The 23204-nt window shown below is 68.4% G+C and carries 16 protein-coding genes and 1 other RNA gene; 5 read left to right on the forward strand and 12 right to left on the reverse strand.

Annotated features, from left to right (window positions below; translation table 11 throughout):
- Window positions 1–85: 85 nt before the first annotated feature.
- The 9 genes from VSR71_RS00500 to VSR71_RS00540 form a co-directional block, all read right to left on the reverse strand.
- A complete protein-coding gene (locus VSR71_RS00500) occupies window positions 86–1129 on the reverse strand; it encodes an ABC transporter substrate-binding protein (RefSeq protein ID WP_342912042.1) in 1044 nt (347 codons plus the stop codon).
- Window positions 1130–1335: 206 nt separating this feature from the next.
- Window positions 1336–2367 (reverse strand): tripartite tricarboxylate transporter substrate binding protein, encoded by a 1032-nt coding sequence (locus tag VSR71_RS00505; protein WP_342912043.1) that lies wholly within the window; start codon window positions 2365–2367, stop codon window positions 1336–1338.
- 53 nt (window positions 2368–2420) lie between these two features.
- Window positions 2421–3389 (reverse strand): hydroxymethylglutaryl-CoA lyase, encoded by a 969-nt coding sequence (locus VSR71_RS00510; RefSeq protein WP_342912044.1) that lies wholly within the window; start codon window positions 3387–3389, stop codon window positions 2421–2423.
- Complete coding sequence (locus VSR71_RS00515) at window positions 3386–4582, reverse strand: CaiB/BaiF CoA transferase family protein (protein WP_209771769.1); 1197 nt, start codon at window positions 4580–4582, stop codon at window positions 3386–3388. The genes VSR71_RS00510 and VSR71_RS00515 overlap by 4 nt, the downstream gene beginning before the upstream one ends.
- Window positions 4583–4765: 183 nt before the next feature.
- On the reverse strand, window positions 4766–5671 hold the full coding sequence (locus VSR71_RS00520) for a LysR substrate-binding domain-containing protein (protein WP_209753781.1): 906 nt from the start codon (window positions 5669–5671) through the stop codon (window positions 4766–4768).
- Between the two features lie 67 nt (window positions 5672–5738).
- On the reverse strand, window positions 5739–6353 hold the full coding sequence (recR, locus tag VSR71_RS00525) for a recombination mediator RecR (RefSeq protein WP_342912658.1): 615 nt from the start codon (window positions 6351–6353) through the stop codon (window positions 5739–5741).
- 20 nt (window positions 6354–6373) lie between these two features.
- Entirely contained in the window at window positions 6374–6706 is a 333-nt protein-coding gene (locus VSR71_RS00530; protein WP_062800650.1) for a YbaB/EbfC family nucleoid-associated protein, read from the reverse strand.
- Between the two features lie 63 nt (window positions 6707–6769).
- Entirely contained in the window at window positions 6770–9160 is a 2391-nt protein-coding gene (locus VSR71_RS00535; protein WP_342912045.1) for a DNA polymerase III subunit gamma/tau, read from the reverse strand.
- Between the two features lie 120 nt (window positions 9161–9280).
- On the reverse strand, window positions 9281–11767 hold the full coding sequence (locus VSR71_RS00540) for an adenosylcobalamin-dependent ribonucleoside-diphosphate reductase (RefSeq protein WP_342912046.1): 2487 nt from the start codon (window positions 11765–11767) through the stop codon (window positions 9281–9283).
- Between the two features lie 218 nt (window positions 11768–11985).
- Between VSR71_RS00540 and ffs the strand changes: the two genes are divergently transcribed.
- Window positions 11986–12084, forward strand: an RNA gene (gene ffs / locus VSR71_RS00545) — signal recognition particle sRNA small type.
- 244 nt (window positions 12085–12328) lie between these two features.
- On the opposite strand, the gene VSR71_RS00550 is transcribed toward ffs, so the two are convergent.
- The 3 genes from VSR71_RS00550 to VSR71_RS00560 form a co-directional block, all read right to left on the reverse strand.
- Complete coding sequence (locus tag VSR71_RS00550) at window positions 12329–15973, reverse strand: UvrD-helicase domain-containing protein (RefSeq protein ID WP_342912047.1); 3645 nt, start codon at window positions 15971–15973, stop codon at window positions 12329–12331.
- Window positions 15970–18903, reverse strand: coding sequence for a PD-(D/E)XK nuclease family protein (locus tag VSR71_RS00555; protein ID WP_342912048.1), 2934 nt, complete (start codon window positions 18901–18903; stop codon window positions 15970–15972). Before VSR71_RS00555 ends, VSR71_RS00550 begins: the two co-directional genes overlap by 4 nt.
- Window positions 18904–19072: 169 nt before the next feature.
- On the reverse strand, window positions 19073–19345 hold the full coding sequence (locus VSR71_RS00560; RefSeq protein WP_029046119.1) for a hypothetical protein: 273 nt from the start codon (window positions 19343–19345) through the stop codon (window positions 19073–19075).
- A gap of 451 nt (window positions 19346–19796) precedes the next feature.
- On the opposite strand from VSR71_RS00560, the gene trxA reads away from it, so the two are divergent.
- The 4 genes from trxA to VSR71_RS00580 all read left to right on the forward strand — a co-directional run bounded on the left by trxA (window position 19797) and on the right by VSR71_RS00580 (window position 22985).
- Window positions 19797–20123, forward strand: a complete 327-nt coding sequence (trxA, locus tag VSR71_RS00565) for a thioredoxin TrxA (protein ID WP_342912049.1) — start codon at window positions 19797–19799, stop codon at window positions 20121–20123.
- Window positions 20124–20303: 180 nt separating this feature from the next.
- Entirely contained in the window at window positions 20304–21566 is a 1263-nt protein-coding gene (gene rho / locus VSR71_RS00570; protein WP_042886485.1) for a transcription termination factor Rho, read from the forward strand.
- A 91-nt stretch (window positions 21567–21657) separates the two neighbouring features.
- Window positions 21658–22509, forward strand: coding sequence for a M90 family metallopeptidase (locus tag VSR71_RS00575; RefSeq protein WP_342912050.1), 852 nt, complete (start codon window positions 21658–21660; stop codon window positions 22507–22509).
- A 215-nt stretch (window positions 22510–22724) separates the two neighbouring features.
- Complete coding sequence (locus tag VSR71_RS00580; protein ID WP_010814268.1) at window positions 22725–22985, forward strand: type B 50S ribosomal protein L31; 261 nt, start codon at window positions 22725–22727, stop codon at window positions 22983–22985.
- The last annotated feature ends 219 nt before the right edge of the window (window positions 22986–23204 follow it).

Below are 23204 nucleotides of genomic sequence, written 5' to 3' on the forward strand. Positions count from 1 at the left end.
CGGCGAGTGATGAGGAAATGTCTGCCGCTGCCGCAAAGCAAAGGCCCGCTGCGGGCAGCGGGCCGGTGTCGTCGGCGATGCGGTCTTACTTGTACCTGGCGTTCGCCTTCTGCACGAAGGCGTTGGTATAGGTCTCTTCCAGCTTGACCGGCTTGCCCTTGAGTTCGGCGTCGAACTGCTGCAGCGTGTTCAGCGCGGTGCGCGGACCATCGGCCGGCATGGTGCCGTCCGGCGAGATCGCTTCCTTGACCTTGTCCCACGCGGCCAGGTACAGCGCGCGATCGCCCAGCAGGTAGCTTTCCGGCACGGTCTTGACGATGTCCGACGGGCCCGCCTTCTGCAGCCACTTCAGCGCGCGCACCATGGCATTGGTCAGTGCCTGCGTGGTATTGGGGTTCTGCTGGATAAAGGCCTGCGACGCATACAGGCAGCCCGACGGCATGTTGCCGCCGAACACCGCCTGCGTGTCCTTGAGCGTGCGCGTGTCCGAGGCGACGCGCACCTCGTTCTTTTGCGTCAGCATCGAGATCACCGGGTCGAGGTTGGCCATCGCATCGATCTGGCCCGAACGCATCGCAGCCACGGCGCCGGCGCTGGCGCCCACGCCGATGAACGACACGTCCGACGGCTTCAGCCCATGCTTGGCCAGCACGAAGTTGGCCATCATGTTGGTCGACGACCCCGGCGCGGTCACGCCGATCTTCTTGCCCTTCAGGTCAGCGATCGACTTGAAGTTGGGCATGGTCTTGTTCGACACCACCAGCACGATCTGCGGCGCCCGGCCCTGCAGCACGAATTCCTGGTAGCGCTGGCCCTTGGCCTGCAGGTTGATGGTGTGCTCGTAGGCGCCCGAGACCACGTCGGCGCTGCCGCCCACCACGGCCTGCAGCGCCTTGGCGCCGCCGGCGAAGTCGACGATCTCGACGTCCAGGCCTTCGTCCTTGAAGTAGCCCTGGCGCTCGGCGATGGTCAGCGGCAGGTAGTAAAACAGGTTCTTGCCGCCGACCGCGATGGTGACCTTGGTTTTCTCTGGCTTGCCCTGCGCCTGCGCATGGCCGAAGGTAAACCAGCCGGCCAGGAACAACGCCAGCGCGATCAGGAACTGCTTCCAGAATTTCTTCTTATACATGCTTGTCTCCTACCCGTTTCCTGTCCGTTTCCTTTCCGTTTGGATCCGGACGGCGATGCGCGAAAACACGGCGTGCCGCCGTGCGGCAAGTTGCGATGCTACCGGGTGGATGGCGGGTCCGCATCGGTATCTCTACCTATCCGCCCGTTGCCCCACGGCAAGCAGGCCGCGCGTCGCGCGGCCTGCTTGCCGTACTGCCCTGCTCCTTATTCGGCGTGAATGTCCGCGGACTTGATCACCTTGCCCCAGCGCGCCAGTTCCGCCTTCTGGTACTGCGCCAGCTGCTGCGGGTTCATGTACTTCGCCTCGGCGCCCAGTTCCTCGGCCTTCTTGCGAAAGGCTTCGGTACGCATGATCTTCTCGATCTCGCCGGTGAGCTTGTCGATCACGGCCTTGGGCGTGCCGGCCGGCGCATACATCGCGAACCATGACGACACGTCGAGGTCGGGGTAGCCAGCCTCGGGCGCCGACGGCACGTCCTTCAGGCTCGGCAGGCGCGTCTTGCTGGTCACCACCAGCGGCCGCAGCTTGCCCGCGGCGATATGGCCCATCAGCGGCGGCGGCGTGGTCATGGTCAGGTCGACCGTGCCGCCCAGCAGGTCGGTGATGGCCGGGCCGGTGCCCTTGTACGGAACGTGCGCGATCTTTGTACCGGCCATCTGGTTCAGCAGCTCGGTCGAGACGTGCTGCAGCGAACCGTTGCCCGAGGACGCGTAGTTGAGCTTGTCCGGGTTGGCCTTGGCATACGCGACCAGCTCCTTCAGCGACTTGACCGGCAGGTTCTGGCGCACCACCAGCACCTGCGGCGCCGAGAGGATATTGGCCACCGGCGCGAAGTCCTTGACCGGATCCCACGACAGGTTCTTCATCAGCAGCGGCGTGATCACGTGGAAGCCCGAGTACTGCAGCATCAGCGTGTAGCCGTCCGGCTTGGCGCGCGCCACCAGTTGCGCGGCGATGCCGCCATTGCCGCCGGGCTTGTTGTCGACCACGACCGGCTGGCCGAGCGCCTTGGACAGCGGCTCCGAAATCATCCGCGCCGCGATGTCGGTGGTGCCGCCAGCCGCGGCGGATACCACCAGCGTGATCGGGCGGCTGGGATAGGCGTCCTGCGCCAGCGCGGAAGGCGCCAGCCACGCGGCACCGAGCGCCGCCAGCGTGGCGGCGGCGGCCTTGCGCCGGACAGCAAAAGTGGTGGTGGCGGGCTTGGCAGCGATGCGTTGAAGGGCTTGCTTCATGAGGGTCTCCATTTGTATTGCCAATGTCTTGTTGTTGTCCGGGTGCGGCGGCACTAGCCTTGTGCCGCGAAATGCTCCGCCATCCATGCCGGTGGCTGGTGCGTGCGCAGGCGCGGGCCGGCGCTGAGCAACTGGCTGTGGATGTCGCGGCCGACCAGCGCGGGCAGGCCGGCCACCGCGTCGAGCAGCGCACCGAGGCTGACCCCGGTCTGCACGCCCATGCAGTCGAACATGTGGACCAGGTCCTCGGTGCTGACGTTGCCGCTGGCACCGGGCGCGTACGGGCAACCGCCCAGGCCGCCGGCGGCCGCGTCGAAGCGGGTCACGCCTGTCTCCCAGGCCGCCAGCGCATTGGCCAGGCCCATGCCGCGCGTGTTGTGCAGGTGGATGGTCAGGCCGGTGCCGGGCAGCGACGCCTGGAAGCGCTCGCACAGCGCGGCCACTTGCGTGGGATAGGCCATGCCGGTGGTGTCGCACAGCGTGATGCCCGCCGCGCCGGCTTCGGCGAAGCGCGTGGCCAGCGCCATCACCGCGTCGGCCTCGACCTCGCCCTCGAATGGGCAGCCGAATACCGTGGACAGCGAGACATTGACCGGCACGCCAGCGGCGCTGGCGGCTTCGATCATCGCCAGCAATTGCGCCTGCGATTGCTCGCGCGTCATGCGCAGGTTGGCGCGGTTGTGCGTCTCGCTGGCCGACATCACCAGGTTGACCTCGTCCGGCCGGCACGACAGCGCGCGTTCCAGGCCACGCAGGTTGGGCACCAGCACGGTGTAGCGCACGCCGGGGAAGCGCTGGATCTGGTGCATCACTGCTTCGGCATCTGCCAGCGCGGGGATGGCGCGTGCCGACGTGAACGAGGTGGCTTCGATACGGGCGAAGCCGCTCGCCGACAGCGCGTCGACGAAGGCAACCTTGCCGTCGGTACGCACCACCACCGGCTCGATCTGCAGGCCGTCGCGCGGCGCGACTTCATTGATTTCGACGCGGGCCGGGCCGCGCAACTGGGCGGCGGCGCTCATGCGATCACCTTGCGCGCGCGCAGGTCGGCGATGGCGGCATCATCGAAGCCCGCCTGCTTCAGCACCGCATCGGTATGCTCGCCCAGCGTGGGCGCGCGGTCATGGATGCCGCCCGGACTGGCCGACAGCCTGGGCACCACGCCCGGCACTTCCACGGTCAGGCCGCCGGCCGAGGTCACCGACTCGATCACGCCGCGGGCGCGGTAATGCGGGTCTTCGGCAATGTCCTTGACGGTATAGATGCGGCCCGACGGCACCTGCGCCTCGCGCAGCACGGCAAGCACCGATTCCACCGTCTGCGTGCGGGTCCAGTCGGCAATGGCGGCATCGATCTCGTCGACGCGTTTGACGCGGCCGTCGTTCTGGGCCAGCGCCGGGTCATCGGCCAGGTCGGGCCGGCCGATTGCCAGCATCATGCGCTTGAAAATGGCATCGCCGTTGGCCGCCACCAGCACGTATTCGCCACTGCTGCAGGGATAGGCGTTGGACGGGGCGATGCCGGGCAGCGCGCCGCCGGCGGGCTGGCGCACCGCGCCGAAGGCGGAGTATTCAGGCAGCAGGCTTTCGCTCAGGTTGAACAGCGATTCGTACAGCGCCACGTCGATCACCTGCCCTTCGCCGCCGCGCGCATCGCGCTGGTACAGCGCCAGCAGCACGCCCATGGCGCCGTGCAGCCCGGCGATGGTATCGCCCAGCGACAACCCGGCGCGCACCGGCGCGCGGCCCGGCTCGCCGGTCAGGTGACGCAGTCCCGCCATGGCCTCGGCCACCGCGGCAAAGCCCGGCTCGTCCTTCTTCGGGCCGGTCTGGCCGTAGCCCGACACGCGCAGCATGATCAGGCGCGGGTTGTCGGCATGCAGCACGTCCCAGCCCAGGCCCCACTTTTCCATGGTGCCGGGGCGGAAGTTCTCGATCAGCACATCGGCCTCGGCGGCCAGCTTGCGCACCAGCGCCTGCCCTTCCGGCTGGCGCAGGTCGATGCAGATCGACTCCTTGTTGCGCGACTGTGCCTCCCACCACACCGACGTGCCCTCATGCAGCATGCGCCATTTGCGCAGCGGATCGCCCTGCCCGGGCGGCTCTACCTTGATGATGTGGGCGCCGAAATCGGCCAGGGTCTTCGCGGCAAAAGGGCCGGCGATAAGTTGTCCGAGTTCGAGGACGCGGATGCCCTCGAGGATCTGTTGCGCCATGGCGTGTCTCCGTGCAATGCGGGGGATTTGTTGCGCTGCGAAAATTCGATCCGTGGGACCGATACCGCCGCGTCTGTCATTGGCACGGAGTGTGCCCCAGCCAGGGGCAAGCCAGGAATCGGCAATCGGAGAAGCGGGTTTTCTCGGAACGCGAAAGGCCCCGGGGGCCTGGCGCCCAGGGCGTCAGAACGGCGCCCTGTCCCCGCACAGATGGGTGATCAGCAGCCGCGCCGACACCGTCAGGCCCGCCGGGTCACGCAGGCCGATCAGCAGCGAGCGGCGCGCCCAGGCATCCTGCAGCGACACCAGCGACAAACCCATCGACTTGACGTGCGGCTCGGCGGCGATGCGCGGCAGCACGCCCACGCCGAGTCCGGCCATCACCATGCGGCACATGGCGTCGAAACTGCGCACCTGGATGCGCAGCCGGAACGGCCGGTCGAGCCGGCTGCTTTCTTCCAGCAGACGCGCCGCCAGCGAGGTTTCCTGCGGCAGGCTGACGAAGTCGAATTCGAGCGTATCGGCGTAGCGCACCGGGCCGCGCGCAGCCAGCGGGTGGTTGGGCGGCGTGATGATGACCAGCTCGTCCTGGCGGTACTCGACCGTCATCAGCCCCGCCGCCGGCGTGCGGTCGGCAAAGATGCCGACGTCGGCGCGGTTCTCCACCAGCGCGGCGACGATGTCGCGGCTGTTCTGCTCCTCCAGCTCGATGCGGATGGTGGGATGGCGCTGCATGAACGACGCCAGGTCGTCCGGCAGGAACTGCGTGATCGCCGAGGTGTTGGCACAGACGCGCACCTGCCCACGCACGCCGGACGCATAGTCGGACATCACGCCGGCCATGCGCTCCACATCCTGCAGGATGGTCAGCGCATGGTGGAAGCAGGCCTGCCCGGCTTCGGTCAGCTGCACGCCGGCGGCATGGCGGAAAAACAGCGGCGCGCCGACCGCGGTCTCAAGGTCCGAAATGCGCTTGCTGGCCGCGGCCACGGCGAGGTGCGACTGGCGCGCGCCGGCGGAGATGCTGCCCTGCCGTGCCACGGCGACGAACAAGCCAAGCGTGACGAGATCGAAGCGGGCCAGGTTCATGGGGCAGGCAGGGACGCGGAAGGATCCGGGACGCGGGGCGCGGGCATGCCGCCCCGCTCGGCCGGGATCAGAGGTTGCGGCGGTCCATCACCGCACGCGCGATGGTGCCGGCGTCGACGTATTCGAGCTCGCCGCCGACCGGCACGCCGCGCGCGAGGCGCGACACCTTGAGGCCGCGCGCCTTCAGCATTTCGCCGATGTAGTGGGCGGTGGCCTCGCCTTCGCTGGTGAAGTTGGTGGCGACGATGACCTCGCCGACCGGGCCGCCCAGATCCGGCTCGGTGGCGCGCGCCAGCAGCCGGTCCAGGTGGATTTCGCGCGGGCCGATACCGTCCAGCGGCGACAGCCGGCCCATCAGCACGAAGTACTTGCCGCGGTAAGTCAGCGTCTGCTCGATCATGACCTGGTCGGCCGGCGTTTCCACCACGCACAGCAGCGCGGCGTCGCGGCGGTCATCCAGGCAGGTCTCGCAGATCTCCTGCTCGGTGAAGGTGTTGCAGCGCTGGCAGTGGCGGATATGGTCCGCCGCGCCGCGCAGCGCGTCGCCCAGCTTGCGCGCGCCCTCGCGGTCATGCTGCAGCAGGTGGTACGCCATGCGCTGGGCCGACTTGGGCCCGACGCCGGGCAGCACCCGCAGCGCCTCGACCAGTGCCTGCAGCGATGTCGGCGCGGAACCCTTCACACCCGCTTTCACGCTTGCCTTCAGAACGGCAGCTTGAAGCCCGGGGGCAGCGGCAGGCCCGAGGTCATCGAGCCCATTTTTTCCTGCGTGGTGGCCTCGGCCTTGCGCACGGCGTCATTGAAGGCGGCGGCGACCAGGTCTTCCAGCAGGTCCTTGTCCTCGCCCTCGGCCAGCAGGCTGGGGTCGATGGTGACGCGCTTGACGTCGTTCTTGCAGGTCATGACCACCTTGACGAGACCGGCGCCGGACTGGCCCTCGACCTCGATCAGGGCCAGCTGCTCCTGCATCTTCTTCATGTTTTCCTGCATCTGCTGGGCTTGCTTCATCAGCCCGGCGAGTTGACCTTTCATCATGATGGAACGCTCCTGGATTCGGTAAGAAATTCGGTGGTGGAAATTCGTGGCTGGCCGTTGCCGTCAGGCCGCGCGCGGCTGGATCGAGCCCGGCACGATCTGGCCGCCAAAGTCGCGCAGCAGCCCTTGCACAAAGGGGTCGGCCTCGATCGCGGCCTCGGCTTCGCGCTGGCGCTCGGCACGTGCCTGGGCGTCGGCCGCCGCGGCGGTGACCGCGACCGCGCCGACTTCGCACAGCACGCGCACGGGCTGGCCGAAGTGGTCGCACAGCACTTGCTGCAGGCGTTCGGCGACGCCGTTCTCGCCGAGGGCGGCCACCGGGATGCGCAGGTTGAAGGTCTTGCCGACCACCTGCGTCAGTTCGCTCTGGTAGGCCAGCTGTTGCGCCAGGCCCTTTAGCGGCAGGCCGGCAGCCAGTGCCGGCCAGTCGCCGGTGAAGACCGGCGGCGAGCCGTCTTCACCCGCTGCGGGAGGACGCGGGGCGACGTACCTCGCGCCCTCGGGCGGCGCAGCCGGCGCGGCGGCCTCGCGCGCGGGCTCCGCTTCGCGCACCGGCGCGCTGGCTGGCCTGGGCGCAGCGTTGCGCGTGCCGTTGCTTGCGCGGTTGCCGGAATTGGCACGCGGCGGCTCGCCGAAACCGTTGTCGCTGAAGCCGTTGTCACGCTCGTCCGCACCGAAACCCGGGTCGCTGTCATAGGGGCCGATGACCGGCAAGTCCGGCGGCAGGTCTTCCCATGGCGGCACATCGCTGCCGCCGGAGATCTCCCATGGCGGCACCGATTCCGGTTCAGGCTGGCGCGCGGCCGGGGCCGGCCTGGCGGACGCTGCCTGGGGCTGCGGCACAGCGCGCTGCGCCGGTGCCTGGGCTTGCGCGGGCGGCTGCGGGACCGGCCGGGCCGGCGCCGCGGCGGGACGGCTAGCGGCAGCCGCAGCGGGCGCGCGCAATGGCTGTGCCGGCGGGCGCTGCGCGGGAGCCGCGGCAGCGGCGGGCGCTGCAGGCGGCGGAGCATTGCGCGCGCCGCCGCGCGCGGAGGCGGCACGTGCGGCCGCCAGCGCGGCACGCGCCGGCGACATGGCAGCATCCGGCGCCGGCCGCGCGGGGGCGGCGGCCGCCGGCGCTGTCGGCGCAGCAGGCTCGGCCACGGATTCGGATACGGATACGGGTGCCGCCGCCGGCATCGGCGCCGCGACGGTGGCGGGTGCAGCCGGTGCTGCCGCCGGCGCGGGCACAGTCGCCACGGCGGCATGCCGGGGCGTGGCCGGATCGGCCGCCAGCGCCGCACTGCGCGGCCGCGATGGCGCGACGCCGCCGCCCTGCCCTTGCGCCACGGTCGGGGGCGCGGGCTCCGGCGACGCCGACGGGCGGAACGCCAGCATGCGCAGCAGCGTCATGGTGAAGCCGGCGTACTCGTCCGGCGCCAGCGCCAGCTCATTGCGGCCGAGATTGGCGATCTGGTAGAACAGCTGCACTTCCTGCGCGTCGAACACGCCGGCGAGACGGCGCACATCGTCCGCCTCCGGCCATTCGTCCTGCACCGCAGCCGGCACGGCCTGCGCCAGCGCCACCTTGTGCAGCAGCGAAGCCAGGTCCTGCAGCGCGCCGGCAAACGACAGGCTGCGGTCGGCCATGGCATCGGCGATGCCCAGCATGGCGGCGCCATCCTCGGCGGCGAGCGCATCGAGCAGCTGCACCAGGTAACCCTGGTCGATCGCGCCCAGCATGCCGCGCACCGCTTCCTCGGAGACCTGCCCCGCGCTGTAGGCGATAGCCTGGTCGGTCAGCGACAGCGCGTCGCGCATCGAGCCGTGCGCGGCCTGCGCCAGCAGCCGCAGCGCGTTGCCGTCGTGGGCAATGCCTTCCTGCGCCAGGATATGGTCCAGGTGCGAGACGATATGCCCCGGCGGCATCTGCTTGAGGTTGAACTGCAGGCAGCGTGACAGCACCGTGACCGGGATCTTCTGCGGATCGGTGGTGGCGAGGATGAACTTGACGTGCCCGGGCGGCTCTTCCAGCGTCTTCAGCATGGCGTTGAAGGCGTGGTTGGTGAGCATGTGCACTTCGTCGATCATGTAGACCTTGAAGCGCCCGGTGCCCGGCGCGTAGACCGCCTTGTCGAGCAGCTGCGCCATCTCGTCGACGCCGCGGTTGGAGGCGGCGTCCATCTCGATGTAGTCGACGAAGCGGCCGCTGTCGATCTCGGTGCAGGCCTTGCACACCCCGCATGGCTGGGCGGTGATGCCGCCGTTGCCGTCAGCACCGGTGCAGTTCAGGGCCTTGGCCAGGATCCGCGACAGCGTGGTCTTGCCGACCCCGCGCGTGCCGGTGAACAGGTAGGCGTGGTGCAGCCGCTGCTGTTCCAGCGCGTGCGTGAGCGCGCGGACCACGTGCTCCTGGCCGACCAGCGTGGTGAAATCCCTGGGGCGCCATTTGCGCGCTAGAACTTGATAACTCATGGCGGCGATTGTAGCAAATGGCGACCGCCCGCAACCCGCGGCGGGGCCGGAGTTTGCGGCCTGGAGCGCCGGCCTGCCAGCGGCGCCGCGCCGCTGGCGGGTTTCAGGCGCGGGACGGCTTCAGCCGCATTCGCCCACGTAGCCGCAATTGGCGCATTTCGCACAGCCATCGACCTTGTGCAGGGCGTGCGCGCCACACTCCGGGCAAGGCTTGCCGGTGCCCACGCCGGGGGTTGCCACGCCAGCTCCGGCCTGGACGGCGGACCCGGCATCCGCGGCCATCGCGGCCCCGCCGCTTTCGCGCTGAGCCAGCCGGGCCGCCAGCGCCGCCACCGGCACCTGTCCGCCTTCCGCATCGAGGAACCCGCGCTTGATCAGTATGCGCTGCAGCGCGTAGCCAAGCGCCGCGACCTCCGAGTCATGGAAACGCGGCACCTCGGTGCCATCCTGCCGCACCAGCGAGCCATAGCGCACGGTGCCCTTGTCCCACACCACGTTACGCATGTCGGCCAGCGCCTTGGCGACCGAACCACCCGAGCGCGCCACCATCGACAGCAGCCGCATGGTGGAGGTGATCCACTGCTGGCCCTCGCTGCGCTGCCCCGCCGGCATGAAGAACTCCACCGGCCGCTCGATCGCCACAGGCTTGCCGTCGGCGACGCCTGCCACGCGCATGAAGTTGACGGTCAGGTAGACCGTCTTGTGACCTTCGTAGGTCAGGTATTCGACCTTGGAAGTGACGCCCTCCAGGTCGCCGACCGGCCGGCTGTTGAACGGGCGCGCCAGCGGGTTGTCGTCGGCCACCGCCGCGGGCGCTGCCGCCGGGGCATCGACCGACAGCACCGCGCCAAGCACCGAATTGGGACGATAGGTCGCCAGGCCCTTCAGCCCCGCCTGCCAGGCCTCCAGGTACAGGTGGCGGAAGGCCTCGTACGGATAGTCCTCCGGCACGTTGACGGTCTTGCTGATGCTGGTGTCTATGTACGGCTGCACCGCTTCCAGCATGCGCATATGGTCCAGCGCCGACATCTGCAGCGCCGTGACAAAGCTGTCCGGCAGCTGTGTCATGTCGGCACCCATGTGACGGTAGAGGCGCCAAGCGTGGTCCGCCACCTCGAACGAGCGGTAGCTGTTGTCCGGCATCCGCTTGCGGCGGTTGTAGGTCCAGGAGAAGGCCGGCTCGATGCCGTTGGAGGCATTGTCGGAAAAGGCCAGCGTGATCGTGCCGGTCGGCGCGATCGACAGCAGGTGCGAATTGCGCAGGCCATTGCGCGCAATGGCATCGCGCACCACCTGCGGCAACCGGCTGGCAAAGCCGCTCCGCAGGTAGGCGTCGACATCCAGCAGCGGAAAGGCACCCTTCTGCGCCGCCAGTTCGGTCGAGGCCAGGTAGGCCTCGTCGCGCATGCGTTCGGCAATTCGCGCCGCCAGTTGCCGCGCCGGCTCGGTGTCGTAGCGCAGGCCCAGCATCACCAGCGCGCTGCCCAGTCCCAGGAAACCCAGGCCGACGCGGCGCTTGGCGTGGGCCTCGGCCTGCTGCTCGGGCAACGGCCAGAAAGTCACGTCGAGCACGTTGTCGAGCATGCGCGTGGCCACGCGCACCACTTCGGCAAAGGCATCGAAGTCGAACTCAGCCTGCGGCGAGAACGGCTGGCGCACGAAGCGCGTCAGGTTGATCGAACCCAGGCAGCAGCAGCCATACGGCGGCAGAGGCTGTTCGGCACAGGGATTGGTGGCCTCGATGCGCTCGCAGTAATAGAGATTGTTGTCGGCGTTGATGCGCGACAGGAACAGGATGCCGGGCTCGGCGTGGTCGTAGGTGGCCTGCATGACCTGGTCCCACAGCTGCCGCGCCGGCAGGCGGCGATACACCCATTGGTCGTCGTCGCGGCGGTAGGCGCCGGCGGCGATCATGTCGGCGCCGGGCTCGGCCTCATGGATCAGCTCGACCTCGCCATCGGCCTGCACCGCCCGCATGAATTCGTCGGTGACGCCGATCGAGATATTGAAGTTGGTGAGGTCGCCCTTGTCCTTGGCGTGGATAAAGCTTTCGATGTCCGGATGGTCGCAGCGCAACACGCCCATCTGCGCACCGCGGCGCGCGCCCGCAGATTCAACCGTCGCGCACGAGGCATCGAACACCTTCATGAAGGACACCGGCCCCGACGCGCGCGAATGCGTCGCGCGCACCAGCGCGCCCGCCGGCCGGATCGCCGAGAAGTCATAGCCGACGCCGCCGCCACGGCGCATGGTCTCGGCCGCCTGCGCCACCGCGGTATAGATGCTGGGCCGCTCGTCGCGCGCTTCCGACACCGAGTCGCCCACCGGCTGCACGAAGCAGTTGATCAGCGTGGCCTGGATACCGGTGCCGGCGGCGGAATTGATGCGCCCGGCCGGCACGAAGCCGTTTTCCTGCGCCCACAGGAAGCGCGCGCTCCAGGCTTCGCGCTCGTGCTCCGGCTCGGCCTGCGCCAGCGCCAGCGCCACGCGCTGCCTGACGTCGGCAATGCTGCCTTCTTCGCCCTTGGCGTATTTTTCGATCAGGACTTCGGTGGAGATTTCCTGCGGCGCCATGGCGCCGTGAATGATCTGGTCGTTTGCGTTCATGTCTGGGCTCACCACGCTCCGTGTTGGGTGAATCGGTGGATCCGGGACGCGCATCGCCGGCGCGCCGCGCCGCTGGTAGTGCGGCGGCCTGTCATGGTCGGGCCGGCGCGGCCCACACTGCCTGCGCCAGATCAAGCCGGCGCTTTGCCGCATGCAATGACCCGTGTCCGGCAAGGCAATTCGACGCGATGCCCCGGACTGGGTTACAATGCCGCTCGGACGGGCCTCCTCGCATGGTGGCGCGGTCAACCTGGTCAGGTCGGGAACGAAGCAGCCACAGCCGTTTTCCACCAGTGCCGAGGGTCAGGCTCGTCCACCTCTACGCCCGCTTTACCTACGTCCCGCCTTACCGCTCCCTTCTCCCTCCTGCTTCACCGTTCCACCGCTTCGCCCCACGCTCCCGCGATCAGCATCCGCATCGGCATGCGCGCGCCGCTTGCAGCGCCGTACCTGCCACTTTAGGCCACTTTAGTACAGCGGGTCGACTGGCGTGCGCCGGACACGGCGCACGCACGGACCATTCTGCGCCGATTTGCCGAAGCTGTCCGGCGCGCTCGCCACTCAGAACAGCGAACCCTGCTGCGTCAGCATCGGCGGCGCCAGCCGCTCGGCGGGAATCCACTCGCCGTCCGCGGTGGCCACGCCGGCCTCGATGCGCTTGCCCGGGAACAGCGGCGCAACCGCCGCCACATAGCGCCCCAGCTGCGCGCGATAGGCCGCGTGCTCCTGCGGCAGCAACCGCAGCTTGTAGTCGACGATGACGATGCGGTCGTCGAATTCCACCAGCCGGTCGATGCGCAGCAGCCGGCCGCGCGCGTCATACAGCTCGACTTCGTTGCGCGCGCTGCCGGCCTCGTTTGGCGACAGCAGCTGCGCCAGCGCCGGCGCAGCCAGCATCGCGCGCACCGCCGCAAGCGCTTCATCGACCTGGTCTCGCCAGGCTTGCCGCGCCTCGGGCGTATGCGCGCCGGTGAGCGGGAACCAGCGCAGCACCGTGTCGATGTCCGGAATGCCGGCGAAGGCTTCCGGATAGCGCGTCAGCCGCTCCAGCAGGGCGTGCACCAGTTCGCCGTGGCGGGCCGCCGCGGCGTTGAAGACGATGCCGTCGTCTTCCGACGCATCCTCGCCGGCCTGCGCGTCGTCCTCGAACGATGGCAGCGCCCCGGCGTCGCGGTAGCGCAGGCGGAAGTCGGTGAAGCGCACCGGCTCGCTCAGGCGCGCCAGCATGGGCGCATCGCTGTCGCCCGCCTGCGCCGGTTGCGCGGGGTACGCGGGCAGCATCTCGCCCACGCCTGCGCCCTGCAGCCGCACGTACCAGCTGCCGGCGATCTCCGCGTTGTTCTCGCCGGCGCCGGCGCGGCTGGTGCGGCCCTTCACGCCGCTGACCAGCAGGCCTTGCTGCGCCCGCGTCATGGCGACGTACAGCAGGTTCCAGTTCTCCCGCTCGCCCAGTGCCGACTCGGCCTCGAACATCGGCGCGCGCGCCAGGCCGCGCTCGCAGCGCTTGCCATACGCCGAGAAATGCCGCGGCACCGGCGACGACGGCGGCCAGTCGACCAGGATCCCGCCCTTGTCCGCGGCGGGATCGCTGTGGTTGGCATCGAGCAACACCACGAACGGTGCCTCCAGGCCCTTGGCTGCATGCACGGTCAGGATGTGAACCGCGTCGAGGCCGGCAAAGGCGGCATCGTCCTCGGCCGGCTCCGTGTCTTCAGCGTTGTCGCCCATGCCACCTTCGTCGGGGCTCTCGCCCTCGTCGCCCCGGCGGATTTCCTGCAGCTCGTCGATAAACTTGGGCAGGCTTGGGTAACGCCCGCCGTCCAGATCCAGCGACAGCTTCAGGAAGGCATCGAGGTTGGCCAGCACCTGCTCGCGGATATCCGGCGGCGCGGCTTCGGCATAACGGCGCCGGACTTCGCCGCCGTGGAAGATCTGGTCGATCAGGTCGTGCACCGGCTGGTGCGGCGCGACGCGCAGCCACTGGCGCAGCCGCGGCACGCCTTCGCGCAATGCGTCCGAGACGTGCCCGGGCAGGCCGTTGGCTTCGATGCGCGCCCACCAGCCGCCCTCGCCTTCCAGCTGCGCCAGCGCCAGCAGGTCATCGTCGGTCGCGCCGACCAGCGGACTCTTGAGCACATGGGCGAGATCGAGATCGGACTCCGGTGTCATCAGGAAGGCCAGCAAGGCCGACAGGTCCAGCGCTTCCAGCGTGGCCAGGAGGCCGCCGCGGCGCGGGCTCAGGCACGGGATGCCCGCCTCGCGCAGCGCGCGCTCGTAGTCCGCGAGATGGGTCTTGCGGCGCACCAGCAGGTGCATGTCGCTCCAGCGCGCGGGGCGCGTGCCGCCGTTCTCGTGGACCGGCACGGTGTCGCGCACATGGCGAAGCCACGCGGCCACGCGCCGGCCTTCCTCCAGGCGTAGCGAATCGCCAGCGTGCCGGCGCGGCTGCAGCAGCGTGTCGCGGTGCGTGGCGTCGTCGCCGGCCTGCGCTTGCGGCTCGCTCGCTTCGCTGTCGCCTGTCTTGTCATCGGCCTCGTCCTTGGCCTTGTCCTCGGCCTCTACCAGCGGCAGCAGCCACACCGGACCGCCGCCTTCGGCCAGCGCCGAGGTCTGCGTCTCGTACAGCGGGTAGCGCCCTTCGGCGCGCGCCGCGTCGAACACGGCATTGACCCAGTCCAGCACCTCGGCGCGATTGCGCCGCGTGCGATTGGTGCGCAGCACCGTTGCCCCGAACGCATCGCGCAGCATCTCGCCGGCAGCGCCGAACAGCCGCGCGTCGGCGCGGCGGAAGCGGTAGATCGACTGCTTGGGGTCGCCCACCAGGAACACGGTCGGGCGCTCGCCCAGGCCCGCGTAACCAGCCAGCCAGCCCTGCAGGATGCGCCACTGCAGCGGGTTGGTATCCTGAAACTCATCGAGCAGCAGGTGGCGGTAGCGCGCGTCCAGGCGCACCTGAAGGTAGGTCGCGGTCTCTTCGTCGGACATCAGCTGCGCGGCCTGCCACTCCAGGTCGGCGAAGTCCATCGCGCGCTGTTCCTGCTTGTGCTGCTGGTAGCGCGTCAGCAAGGCGTCGCCGATGCAGAACAGCGCCTGGTTGATGGCGAGCACCGCGGCCTCGCAGCAGCGGGCGCTGATTTCGTCGAGCATCGCGCAGATGGACGCATGCTGGTCGAGCAGCGTATCGACCATGCCCTCGCCTCCCGCGGCCTTGACGAGGGCGTTGGTCCGGCGCAGCGAGCGCGGCTCGCCCGTGGTGGTGAAGAACGCCGCGCGCAGTTGCGCGAACACGCGTTCGGCGGCCTTGCCCGGCGCCGCGCCGGCTTCGCGCCAGGCGGTGATGGCCATCAGCGCGTCGGTGATGCGCGTGGCATGGGTCTGTTCGGTCTTGCCGCCGGCGCCCAGGCGCAGCGCCAGCGTCTCGCAGGCATCGCGCCAGCCTTCGTCGGCCAGCGCCTGCAGCAGGACATCGCCCTGGGCGTCTTCGCCAAGGCAGTCGCACAATGCCTGCCGCGGGTCGCCGCCTTCCTGCATTGCCCACCATTCGCTGCGGGCATGGAACATGGCGTCGAGCAGCGCGCGCGCCTGGAAGTCGCCCATGGTATCGACCAGCGTTTCCCATGCGGCGCGCAGGTCTTCGTACTGCGGCGTGGCCAGCGCGCGCCAGACCGGCGCCCAAGCTTCACGCTTCATGCGCAAGGCATCTTCGCGCAGCGACGCGCCGGGCACGATGCCCGACGCCAGCGGCGCGCCGCGCAGCAGCGTGCCGAACCAGCCGTGGAAGGTGTCGATGGCCATGCGCCCGGGCGCGGCCAGCACCTGCGCATGCAGGCGCCGCGCGCGCGGCAGCGCGTCACGGGCGGCCTCCGTGCTCAGGCCGCGTTGCATCAGCGCGGCGATGACGTCGTCGTCGGGATCGCGCGACAGTTGTGCCAGCACTTCCAGCAGGCGATCGCGCATTTCTTCGGCGGCCTTGCGCGTGAACGTGATCGCGAGGATCTCGTGCGGCGCGGCGCCGGCCAGCAGCAGGCGCACCAGGCGCGCCACCAGCAGCCAGGTCTTGCCGCTGCCGGCGCAGGCCTCGACCACGACCGAGCGCGCGGGATCGCAGGCCGCGCGGGTGAACTCGGCCTCCGACACGGGCTGGCCATCGCGCTGGTAGGGCTGGCCCTGGGTATCCTGGGGATTGAGCAGATCGTGGACCATCATGTTTTCAGCACCGGCACGGCGGTGGATTCCCAGAAGCCCTTGCGGCACAGGCCGCGGGCGGTGCAATACATGCAGGCCGAGGCATCGCCGAACGCGGGCAGCCGCGCGCCCTGGCGCAGCCGCATTACGTCATGGCGCATCTGCCGTTCGAGCCAGGTGACCGCGGCCTGGAAGTCGGGCAGGCCGATCTCGCGTTGCGCCGACGGCGAGTTGTCGCGCGCGCTCTCCTTCGCGCCTTCGAGCGACACCCAGCTGCCGTCTACCGCATCGGCCCGCAACAGCCCGTAGAACGGCAGCTGGCAATCTTCCTCGACCTCGGCCAGCTTGCGCTTGAGCCGTGTGGCACTCTGCGTCTTGTAGTCGAGCACCGCATGCGCGCCGTGCGGCCCCTGGTCGAGCCGGTCGATGCGTCCGGTCAGCCGCAGCGGCTGGCCGTCGGGCATGGGCAGGTCGATGCCGGCATCGAGCTCGCCGCCACGCCAGAACCAGCCCTCCGCCTCCCGACCCGACTGCCACGCGACATACGAGGGCAGCACCTCGCGCCAGCGCCGGTAATAGGCGATGGCGTTGCCGTCCTCGGCCATCAGAGCGCCGAACACATCGTCCGAGATCTCGCGCAGCCGCGCCAGGCGCTGGTCTTGCGACAGCGTTTCGCCGCGCTCGCGGCGCGCGTGCAGGTCCTTGTGGTAGCGCAGCAGCACGCGATGCAGGTGCTCGCCGATCTCGCGCTTTTCCAGTTCGTCGCTGACGGTCTCAAGCCCGGCCAGGCCGAGCATGCGGCCGGCGAAGAACTGGTACGGGCAGCGGCGCAGCATGTTGTACGCCTGCGCGCTCCAGCGCTGCGGCACCAGCTCCGGCAACGCGGACGGCGCGGGCATGCCTTGCGGTTCGGCGAAGGTCTCGAAGGCCTGCGGCATGGCGTTGCCATCGATGATGACGCCGCTGCGCGCACAGCATGCCGCCAGCCGCTCGATCCAGCCCGATACATGATGCGGCTCGCCGCGGCCACCGAAGCGCTGCCAGGTCATCACCACGTCGGCGTTGTTCAGCAGCACCTCCGCCAGGTCACGCGCCTGCTGGGCGAAGCGCGCCTCGCGGTCTTCGAGGTCCAGCTCGCGGCGCATCTGGTTGGAGAAGAACATCAGCTCGGCCGCGCTCGAAGGCAATTGCGCATCGTCGCAACCCACGATCACCACGCCCTCGAATCGGCGCATGCGCGCGCCGTTCAGCGGCAGGATGGTAATGCGCGCCGGGCCGCTGGCGGATGGCTCCTTGTAGGCCACGGATTCGAGCAGCGCCGACAGCATGGCGCGGAACTCGCCCTGCGACAGCGTGGCGTGGCCGCCGGTCTCGTCCTGCGGCAGCTCATGCAGCCGCGCCAGCGCGTCGAGCAACTGGCTGCCGGCCTCGTCGGCTGCAAGCGCAGCGCGCATTCCAAAGCCGTCAAGCATGCCCTCGAGCCGCTCCAGCCACGTTGCCAGCGGATGCTGCGCAAGGCCGCGCGGCCAGCGTGCCGCTTCGTCGGCCAGCACGGCAATCAGCGCCCGCGCGGCGCGGCGTGGCGCTTCGGTGGCCTCGTCCTCGTCGCTGCCAGGCTCGGGCGCGCTTGTCGGGGCGCTGCCGAACAACTGCCGCAGGCGCGGCCAGCCGCCGGTAATGCCCTCGCGCCGCACCTGGCGCTCCAGCAGCGCGATGGCCGCGCCGCGCTCGGCGAAATCGGGCAGGCAGAACGGGCTTTTCAACAGGTCGAGCAGCGCCGCGGTATCGCCGTCGCGCACCAGCAGGTCGAACCAGCGCATCAGCGCCGCGGCCGCGCGCGTGGTCGACAGCTTCCAGCCGGTCTCGTCGCGCACGGGTGCGCCGGCACGCGCCAGCAGCGCGCGCGCGCGCCGCGCCACCACGCGGTCATGGGCCACCAGCGCGACCTGGCGGCGGCCTTCGTTGAGCCATTGCACCAGTTGCGCCGCGGCGGCCGCGGCTTCGTCCTCGAAGCGCGCGCTGCCGATCACGCGGATGGCCGGCCGTTGCTCGGGCAGTGCCGGCATGGCGGGTGTCGGCGCAATGGCGTCGCCCTCCCCGGCAATACGTGCTTCGGGCCACAGCGACAGCAGCGTCCGGTACCAGTCGGCATCGGCGTCGGCATTGGAGTCCTCATTGGAGTCCGCATCGGAGTCCGCATTGGTGTCCATGCCGCCCTGCCCCGCCCAGTCGTACCCGACCTGCAGCACCGGCGCCAGTTCCGCGGCATCGCGCAGGAACGCGGCTTCGAGCGGCGCAGGGGGTGTCGGCGCGATCCACACCACCGGGCCGCGCAGTTGCTGCGACAGTTCGCGCAACGCGCGGCGCCGCGCCGGCAGCGGATCGTCGGGCCCGGACAGCGCCTGCCAGAACGCCAGCACGATGCGGGCCTCTTCCCCCAGGAAGCGTTCGGACAGGTGCGAGTAGGTGCGTTCCAGCGCGCCCTGCAGCAGCGCGGCGCGGTCGTCGCCGTCGATGTCGTCGTCATCGCGGATGGCGGCGTCCTCGAGCCAGCGCGCATTCAGTTCGTCGCAAATCGCAAGCAGGGTCTGCGACAGGCCCCACGCCGCGGTCTCGTTCTGCGCGCCGAAGGCGCGGCGCAGCCACTCTTGCCCGCGCACGGCCTGCTGCACCGCCAGCAGCCGCGCCGCATGGCTGCGTACCGGCGTGCCGTCGGGCGGCAGGTCGAGCAGCCAGTGGCCCAGCGTCAGCACGCGCGGCAACAGGCGCGGCCGCCCGGCCGCGCGCGCGGCGGCGTCGAGCGCCTCGCGCACGCCGGGAATCTGCGCGGCGGTCGGCACCACCACGTGCGCGCCGGCTTCGGGCGCGCCACAGCGGTCCAGGAAAAACCAGGCTGCAGTGGCCGCCTGCTCGAGGAAATCAGGGCCAGGGCGAAAGCTCAGCGACGTCATGGGCTCGTGGGCCGCAGCGCGGCATGGCTGCGGAAACTGCGTCGGTCGGGGAAGACGTCAGGAAACAAGGCAAAGAGAATACCGGACGCCGCCGGCCAACACGGCGGGCGGCGATTCATGGAAGCGCCCCGGTGCGCGGAACCGGAGCGTGTGCGTTCGGGCAGGCCGCTCAGTGCGTGCCGCCCTCCAGCCGGGCGCGGATCTCGCGCGCGGTTTCGAGCAGGCCCTCGTAGCCGGAGCGCGCATGCTCGGGAAGGTCCGGGTCGCCCACCAGCGTACCCAGCGTCTCGATGATGCTGTAGACCAGGCCCTTGGCGGCGCCGCTGGCAATGCTGTTGGTCTCGACCGCGCTGCTGATGTGGTCCAGCGCATCGCTCAGGTGGTCCACGTCCGGCGTCTGGCCGGACTCGGGCTGGGTAGGCTTGCGGGGATCGGTGTTCATATCGATGACCTTGTCGATGGCCTTCTCGGGAGAGCAGGGTTCGTGAGGGTCGGCCGGCCGGTGCGCGGCCCGCGGACCGCTTTCTATTCTACGCGCACGCAACGCGGATCCGGCACTATGCCCAGCCCGCATGTGCACGCCATGGCACCCAGGCCGATTGGCTGAATCTCTTGGCGCCATTGAAAATAAGCATTTCTACTAATCACCCGATTGCAGCAGAATCATTACCGTTGCCGACGACGTTTTCGGCCCCACACCGGTGCCGGTCTTGAAAATCGGCAAACTGGTAACATATCGGCAGCAACGGGCGCGGCTGCGGCCGCCAGAGCCAGCCGGCAGGCGGCAAAGGCGTCTTCGGCGGGTCCGCGCATTCTCGTGTAAGGTTACGGTTCTGTCCTATCCAGTTTCCCGGCCTTCAACATAAACAGAGCGAAACCAGAGGTTTTCCGCCATGAGCGAACAAATCAAGTATGTGAGCGACGCCTCCTTCGACACCGACGTCCTCCAGTCCGACAAGCCCGTCCTGCTCGACTTCTGGGCGGAATGGTGCGGCCCCTGCAAGATGATCGCCCCGATTCTTGACGAAGTTGCCAAGGACTATGGCGACAAGCTGCAGGTCGCCAAGATCAACGTCGATGAAAACCAGCAGGTCCCGGCCAAGTTCGGCATCCGCGGCATCCCGACACTGATCCTGTTCAAGAACGGCGCGGTCGCGGCCCAGAAGGTCGGCGCGCTGTCCAAGTCGCAACTGACTGCCTTCCTCGACGGCAACCTGTAAGCTGCGCGCCGGAGCGAGACCAGCCGCTCCGGTTTTGTCACGATCCGACGTGCGTGCGCCACACCCTGGCGCACCGGTCGGATTGTGCTAAGATGCCACCAACAACTCCCCGAGCGTTCGCTCATTTTTCCCCCTTCTCTTTCAGTCTCGCCCGTCCGGGCAAATCTGTACCCCTCGTCTATGCACCTGACAGAACTCAAATCGCTTCACGTGTCTGCGCTTCTCGAAATGGCGGCAACGCTCGAGATCGACAACGCACAGCGGATGCGCAAACAGGAACTGATGTTTGCGATCCTGAAGAAGCGCGCCAAGATGGGCGAAACCATCTTCGGAGACGGCACGCTGGAAGTTCTGCCCGACGGCTTCGGCTTCCTGCGCTCGCCGGAGACTTCGTACCTGGCCAGCACGGACGATATCTACATCAGCCCGTCGCAGATCCGCCGCTTCAACCTGCATACCGGCGACTCGATCGAAGGTGAAGTGCGCACGCCCAAGGACGGCGAGCGCTACTTTGCGCTGGTGAAGGTGGACAAGGTCAACGGGCAGCCTCCCGAAGCGGTCAAGAACCGCATCATGTTCGAGAACCTGACGCCGCTGCACCCGAACCGGCCGCTCACGCTCGAACGCGACATCAAGGCGGAAGAGAACATCACCGGCCGCATCATCGACATGATCGCGCCGATCGGCCGCGGCCAGCGCGCGCTGCTGGTGGCCTCGCCCAAGTCCGGCAAGACCGTGATGCTGCAGCACATTGCACACGCGATCGCGAACAATCATCCGGAAGCCGATCTGTTCGTGCTGCTGATCGACGAGCGTCCGGAAGAAGTGACCGAGATGCAGCGTTCGGTGCGCGGCGAAGTGGTGGCGTCCACCTTCGACGAACCGGCCATCCGCCACGTGCAGGTCGCCGAAATGGTGATCGAGAAGGCCAAGCGCCTGGTCGAGCTGAAGCGCGACGTGGTGATCCTGCTGGACTCGATCACCCGCCTGGCGCGTGCCTACAACACGGTGGTGCCGGCCTCGGGCAAGGTGCTGACCGGCGGTGTCGACGCCAACGCGCTGCAGCGTCCGAAGCGCTTCTTCGGCGCCGCGCGCAACCTGGAAGAAGGCGGTTCGCTGACCATCATCGCCACCGCGCTGATCGAAACCGGCAGCCGCATGGACGACGTGATCTATGAAGAGTTCAAGGGCACCGGCAACATGGAAGTGCACCTGGAACGCCGCCTGGCCGAGAAGCGCGTCTACCCGTCGATCAACCTGAACAAGTCCGGCACGCGCCGCGAAGAACTGCTGATCAAGCCGGAAATCCTGCAGAAGATCTGGGTGCTGCGCAAGTTCATCTCCGACATGGATGAAGTGCAGGCCATGGAGTTCATCATGGACAAGATGAAGGCCACGAAGAACAACGCAGAGTTTTTCGATATGATGCGCAGAGGCGGCTAAGCCTCGCTGCGGCGCACCGCTCAGGGACGCGCCGCAAGACGAACAGAAAGGCGTGCCACGGCACGCTTTTTTGTTGTCCGATTGGTTTCCTATGCTCGGCAAACTGACTGCATTCCTGCGCACCCGCTCCAGGGCCCGCAAGCTGGAGCACTACGCGATCCCCGACGACCTGTGGGAGCGCACCATCGCCACGCTGCCGTTCGTGCAGCGCTATGGCAGCGAAGACCTGGCCGCGCTGCGCGAGCTGGCCACGCTGTTCATTGCGGAGAAGGAATACTCCACCGCGCACGAGTTGCCGCTGGCCGACGACATGGTCGTCAGCGTTGCCGTGCAAGCGTGCGTGCCGATTCTGAAGCTGGGGCTGGCGTGGTACCGCGGCTGGCACGGCATCGTGCTGTACCCCGGTGAATTCATCATCCGCCGGACCGTGCAGGACGAGATCGGCCTGGTGCACGGCGTGGTAGAGGAAGCCAGCGGCGAAGCCTGGGAACATGGCCCCGTGATCCTGTCCTGGGCGGACGTGTATGCACCGGGGGCCGGCATCGACAGCGACCATGAGCTGCCGGCTGACACTTACAACGTGGTCATCCATGAATTTGCCCACAAGCTGGACATGCTCGACGGCGAGCCGGACGGCGTGCCGCCCTTCTCGCGCGTGCTGCATCCGGATATCGATGCTGAAGCGTGGGCGGAAACCTTCCTCACCGAGTACGACCGCTTTGCCGAGGCATGGGAGGCACGCAAGGAATCGGACTGGGAGCATCCCGAACGGCTGCCGCCGGCCCTGCGCATCATCGACCCGTACGGTAGCGAGACCCCCGGCGAATTCTTTGCGGTGACGTCGGAAGCTTTTTTTGTCGAGCCAGGCGGCCTGGCCCGGTATTGGCCGGTTGTCTACCAGTCGCTAGCCTCTTTTTACCGCCAGGATCCCGCCGCAATGTGAGCAGAAAGGCATATCCAGGCTTCCAGCCCAGGCAGCGCGCGACATGCCTCTTCCTCTTCCCCAAGTCATTGTTTTTCTGCCATAATTCCGGTTTGCCCGTTACCGGCAAGTGGTTCGTTCGTCGACGCGTCGTGTTTTCAGCGAATACAGCAGTAAAGCGCAGCAGCAAAGCGCGGATCGCAACGGACTGGCTACCCAACCAGAAAGGACTCATCATGAAAGAAGGCATTCACCCGAATTACCGCGAAGTCGTGTTCCAGGACATGTCCAGCGACTTCAGCTTCATCACCCGCTCGACCATCCAGACCAAGGACAAGATCGTGAAGGACGGCAAGGAATACCCGCTGGCCAAGATCGAAGTCTCGTCGGAATCGCACCCGTTCTACACCGGCACCCAGAAGATCATGGACACGGCCGGCCGCGTCGAGAAGTTCCGCCAGAAGTTCGGCAACAAGCTGGGCAAGGCTGCGAAGTAATCGCTTTCGGCGAACCCCGCTTCGCGCGGCCCGCGGACAGATGCTCCGGGCCGGCGCGAACCAGCAAAGAGGCAGCATCGGCTGCCTCTTTTCTTTTGTGCCCGCCGTTTGTGCAGCCCCGCTTATCCGGCGCCGGCACTGTTGTATCCACCGGAATCCCTCACCTGCGTGAGGCTTCCACGGCATGTCACGGCCCTCGCGGCCGCCGCATGCGCGATA

The organism is Cupriavidus oxalaticus, from assembly GCF_038900635.1.
Classification (GTDB): Bacteria; Pseudomonadota; Gammaproteobacteria; order Burkholderiales; family Burkholderiaceae; genus Cupriavidus; species Cupriavidus oxalaticus_B.

Bases quoted from the DNA above. Each gene is read 5' to 3' on its own strand.
- VSR71_RS00555 (WP_342912048.1), bottom strand. From the start codon at position 18,903: ATGACGTCGCTGAGCTTTCGCCCTGGCCCTGATTTCCTCGAGCAGGCG.
- VSR71_RS00575 (WP_342912050.1), top strand. From the start codon at position 21,658: ATGCTCGGCAAACTGACTGCATTCCTGCGCACCCGCTCCAGGGCCCGC.
- VSR71_RS00560 (WP_029046119.1), bottom strand. From the start codon at position 19,345: ATGAACACCGATCCCCGCAAGCCTACCCAGCCCGAGTCCGGCCAGACG.
- VSR71_RS00510 (WP_342912044.1), bottom strand. From the start codon at position 3,389: ATGAGCGCCGCCGCCCAGTTGCGCGGCCCGGCCCGCGTCGAAATCAAT.
- VSR71_RS00515 (WP_209771769.1), bottom strand. From the start codon at position 4,582: ATGGCGCAACAGATCCTCGAGGGCATCCGCGTCCTCGAACTCGGACAA.
- VSR71_RS00505 (WP_342912043.1), bottom strand. From the start codon at position 2,367: ATGAAGCAAGCCCTTCAACGCATCGCTGCCAAGCCCGCCACCACCACT.
- VSR71_RS00540 (WP_342912046.1), bottom strand. From the start codon at position 11,767: ATGAACGCAAACGACCAGATCATTCACGGCGCCATGGCGCCGCAGGAA.
- VSR71_RS00500 (WP_342912042.1), bottom strand. From the start codon at position 1,129: ATGTATAAGAAGAAATTCTGGAAGCAGTTCCTGATCGCGCTGGCGTTG.
- trxA (WP_342912049.1), top strand. From the start codon at position 19,797: ATGAGCGAACAAATCAAGTATGTGAGCGACGCCTCCTTCGACACCGAC.
- rho (WP_042886485.1), top strand. From the start codon at position 20,304: ATGCACCTGACAGAACTCAAATCGCTTCACGTGTCTGCGCTTCTCGAA.
- VSR71_RS00550 (WP_342912047.1), bottom strand. From the start codon at position 15,973: ATGATGGTCCACGATCTGCTCAATCCCCAGGATACCCAGGGCCAGCCC.
- VSR71_RS00535 (WP_342912045.1), bottom strand. From the start codon at position 9,160: ATGAGTTATCAAGTTCTAGCGCGCAAATGGCGCCCCAGGGATTTCACC.
- VSR71_RS00580 (WP_010814268.1), top strand. From the start codon at position 22,725: ATGAAAGAAGGCATTCACCCGAATTACCGCGAAGTCGTGTTCCAGGAC.
- VSR71_RS00530 (WP_062800650.1), bottom strand. From the start codon at position 6,706: ATGATGAAAGGTCAACTCGCCGGGCTGATGAAGCAAGCCCAGCAGATG.
- VSR71_RS00520 (WP_209753781.1), bottom strand. From the start codon at position 5,671: ATGAACCTGGCCCGCTTCGATCTCGTCACGCTTGGCTTGTTCGTCGCC.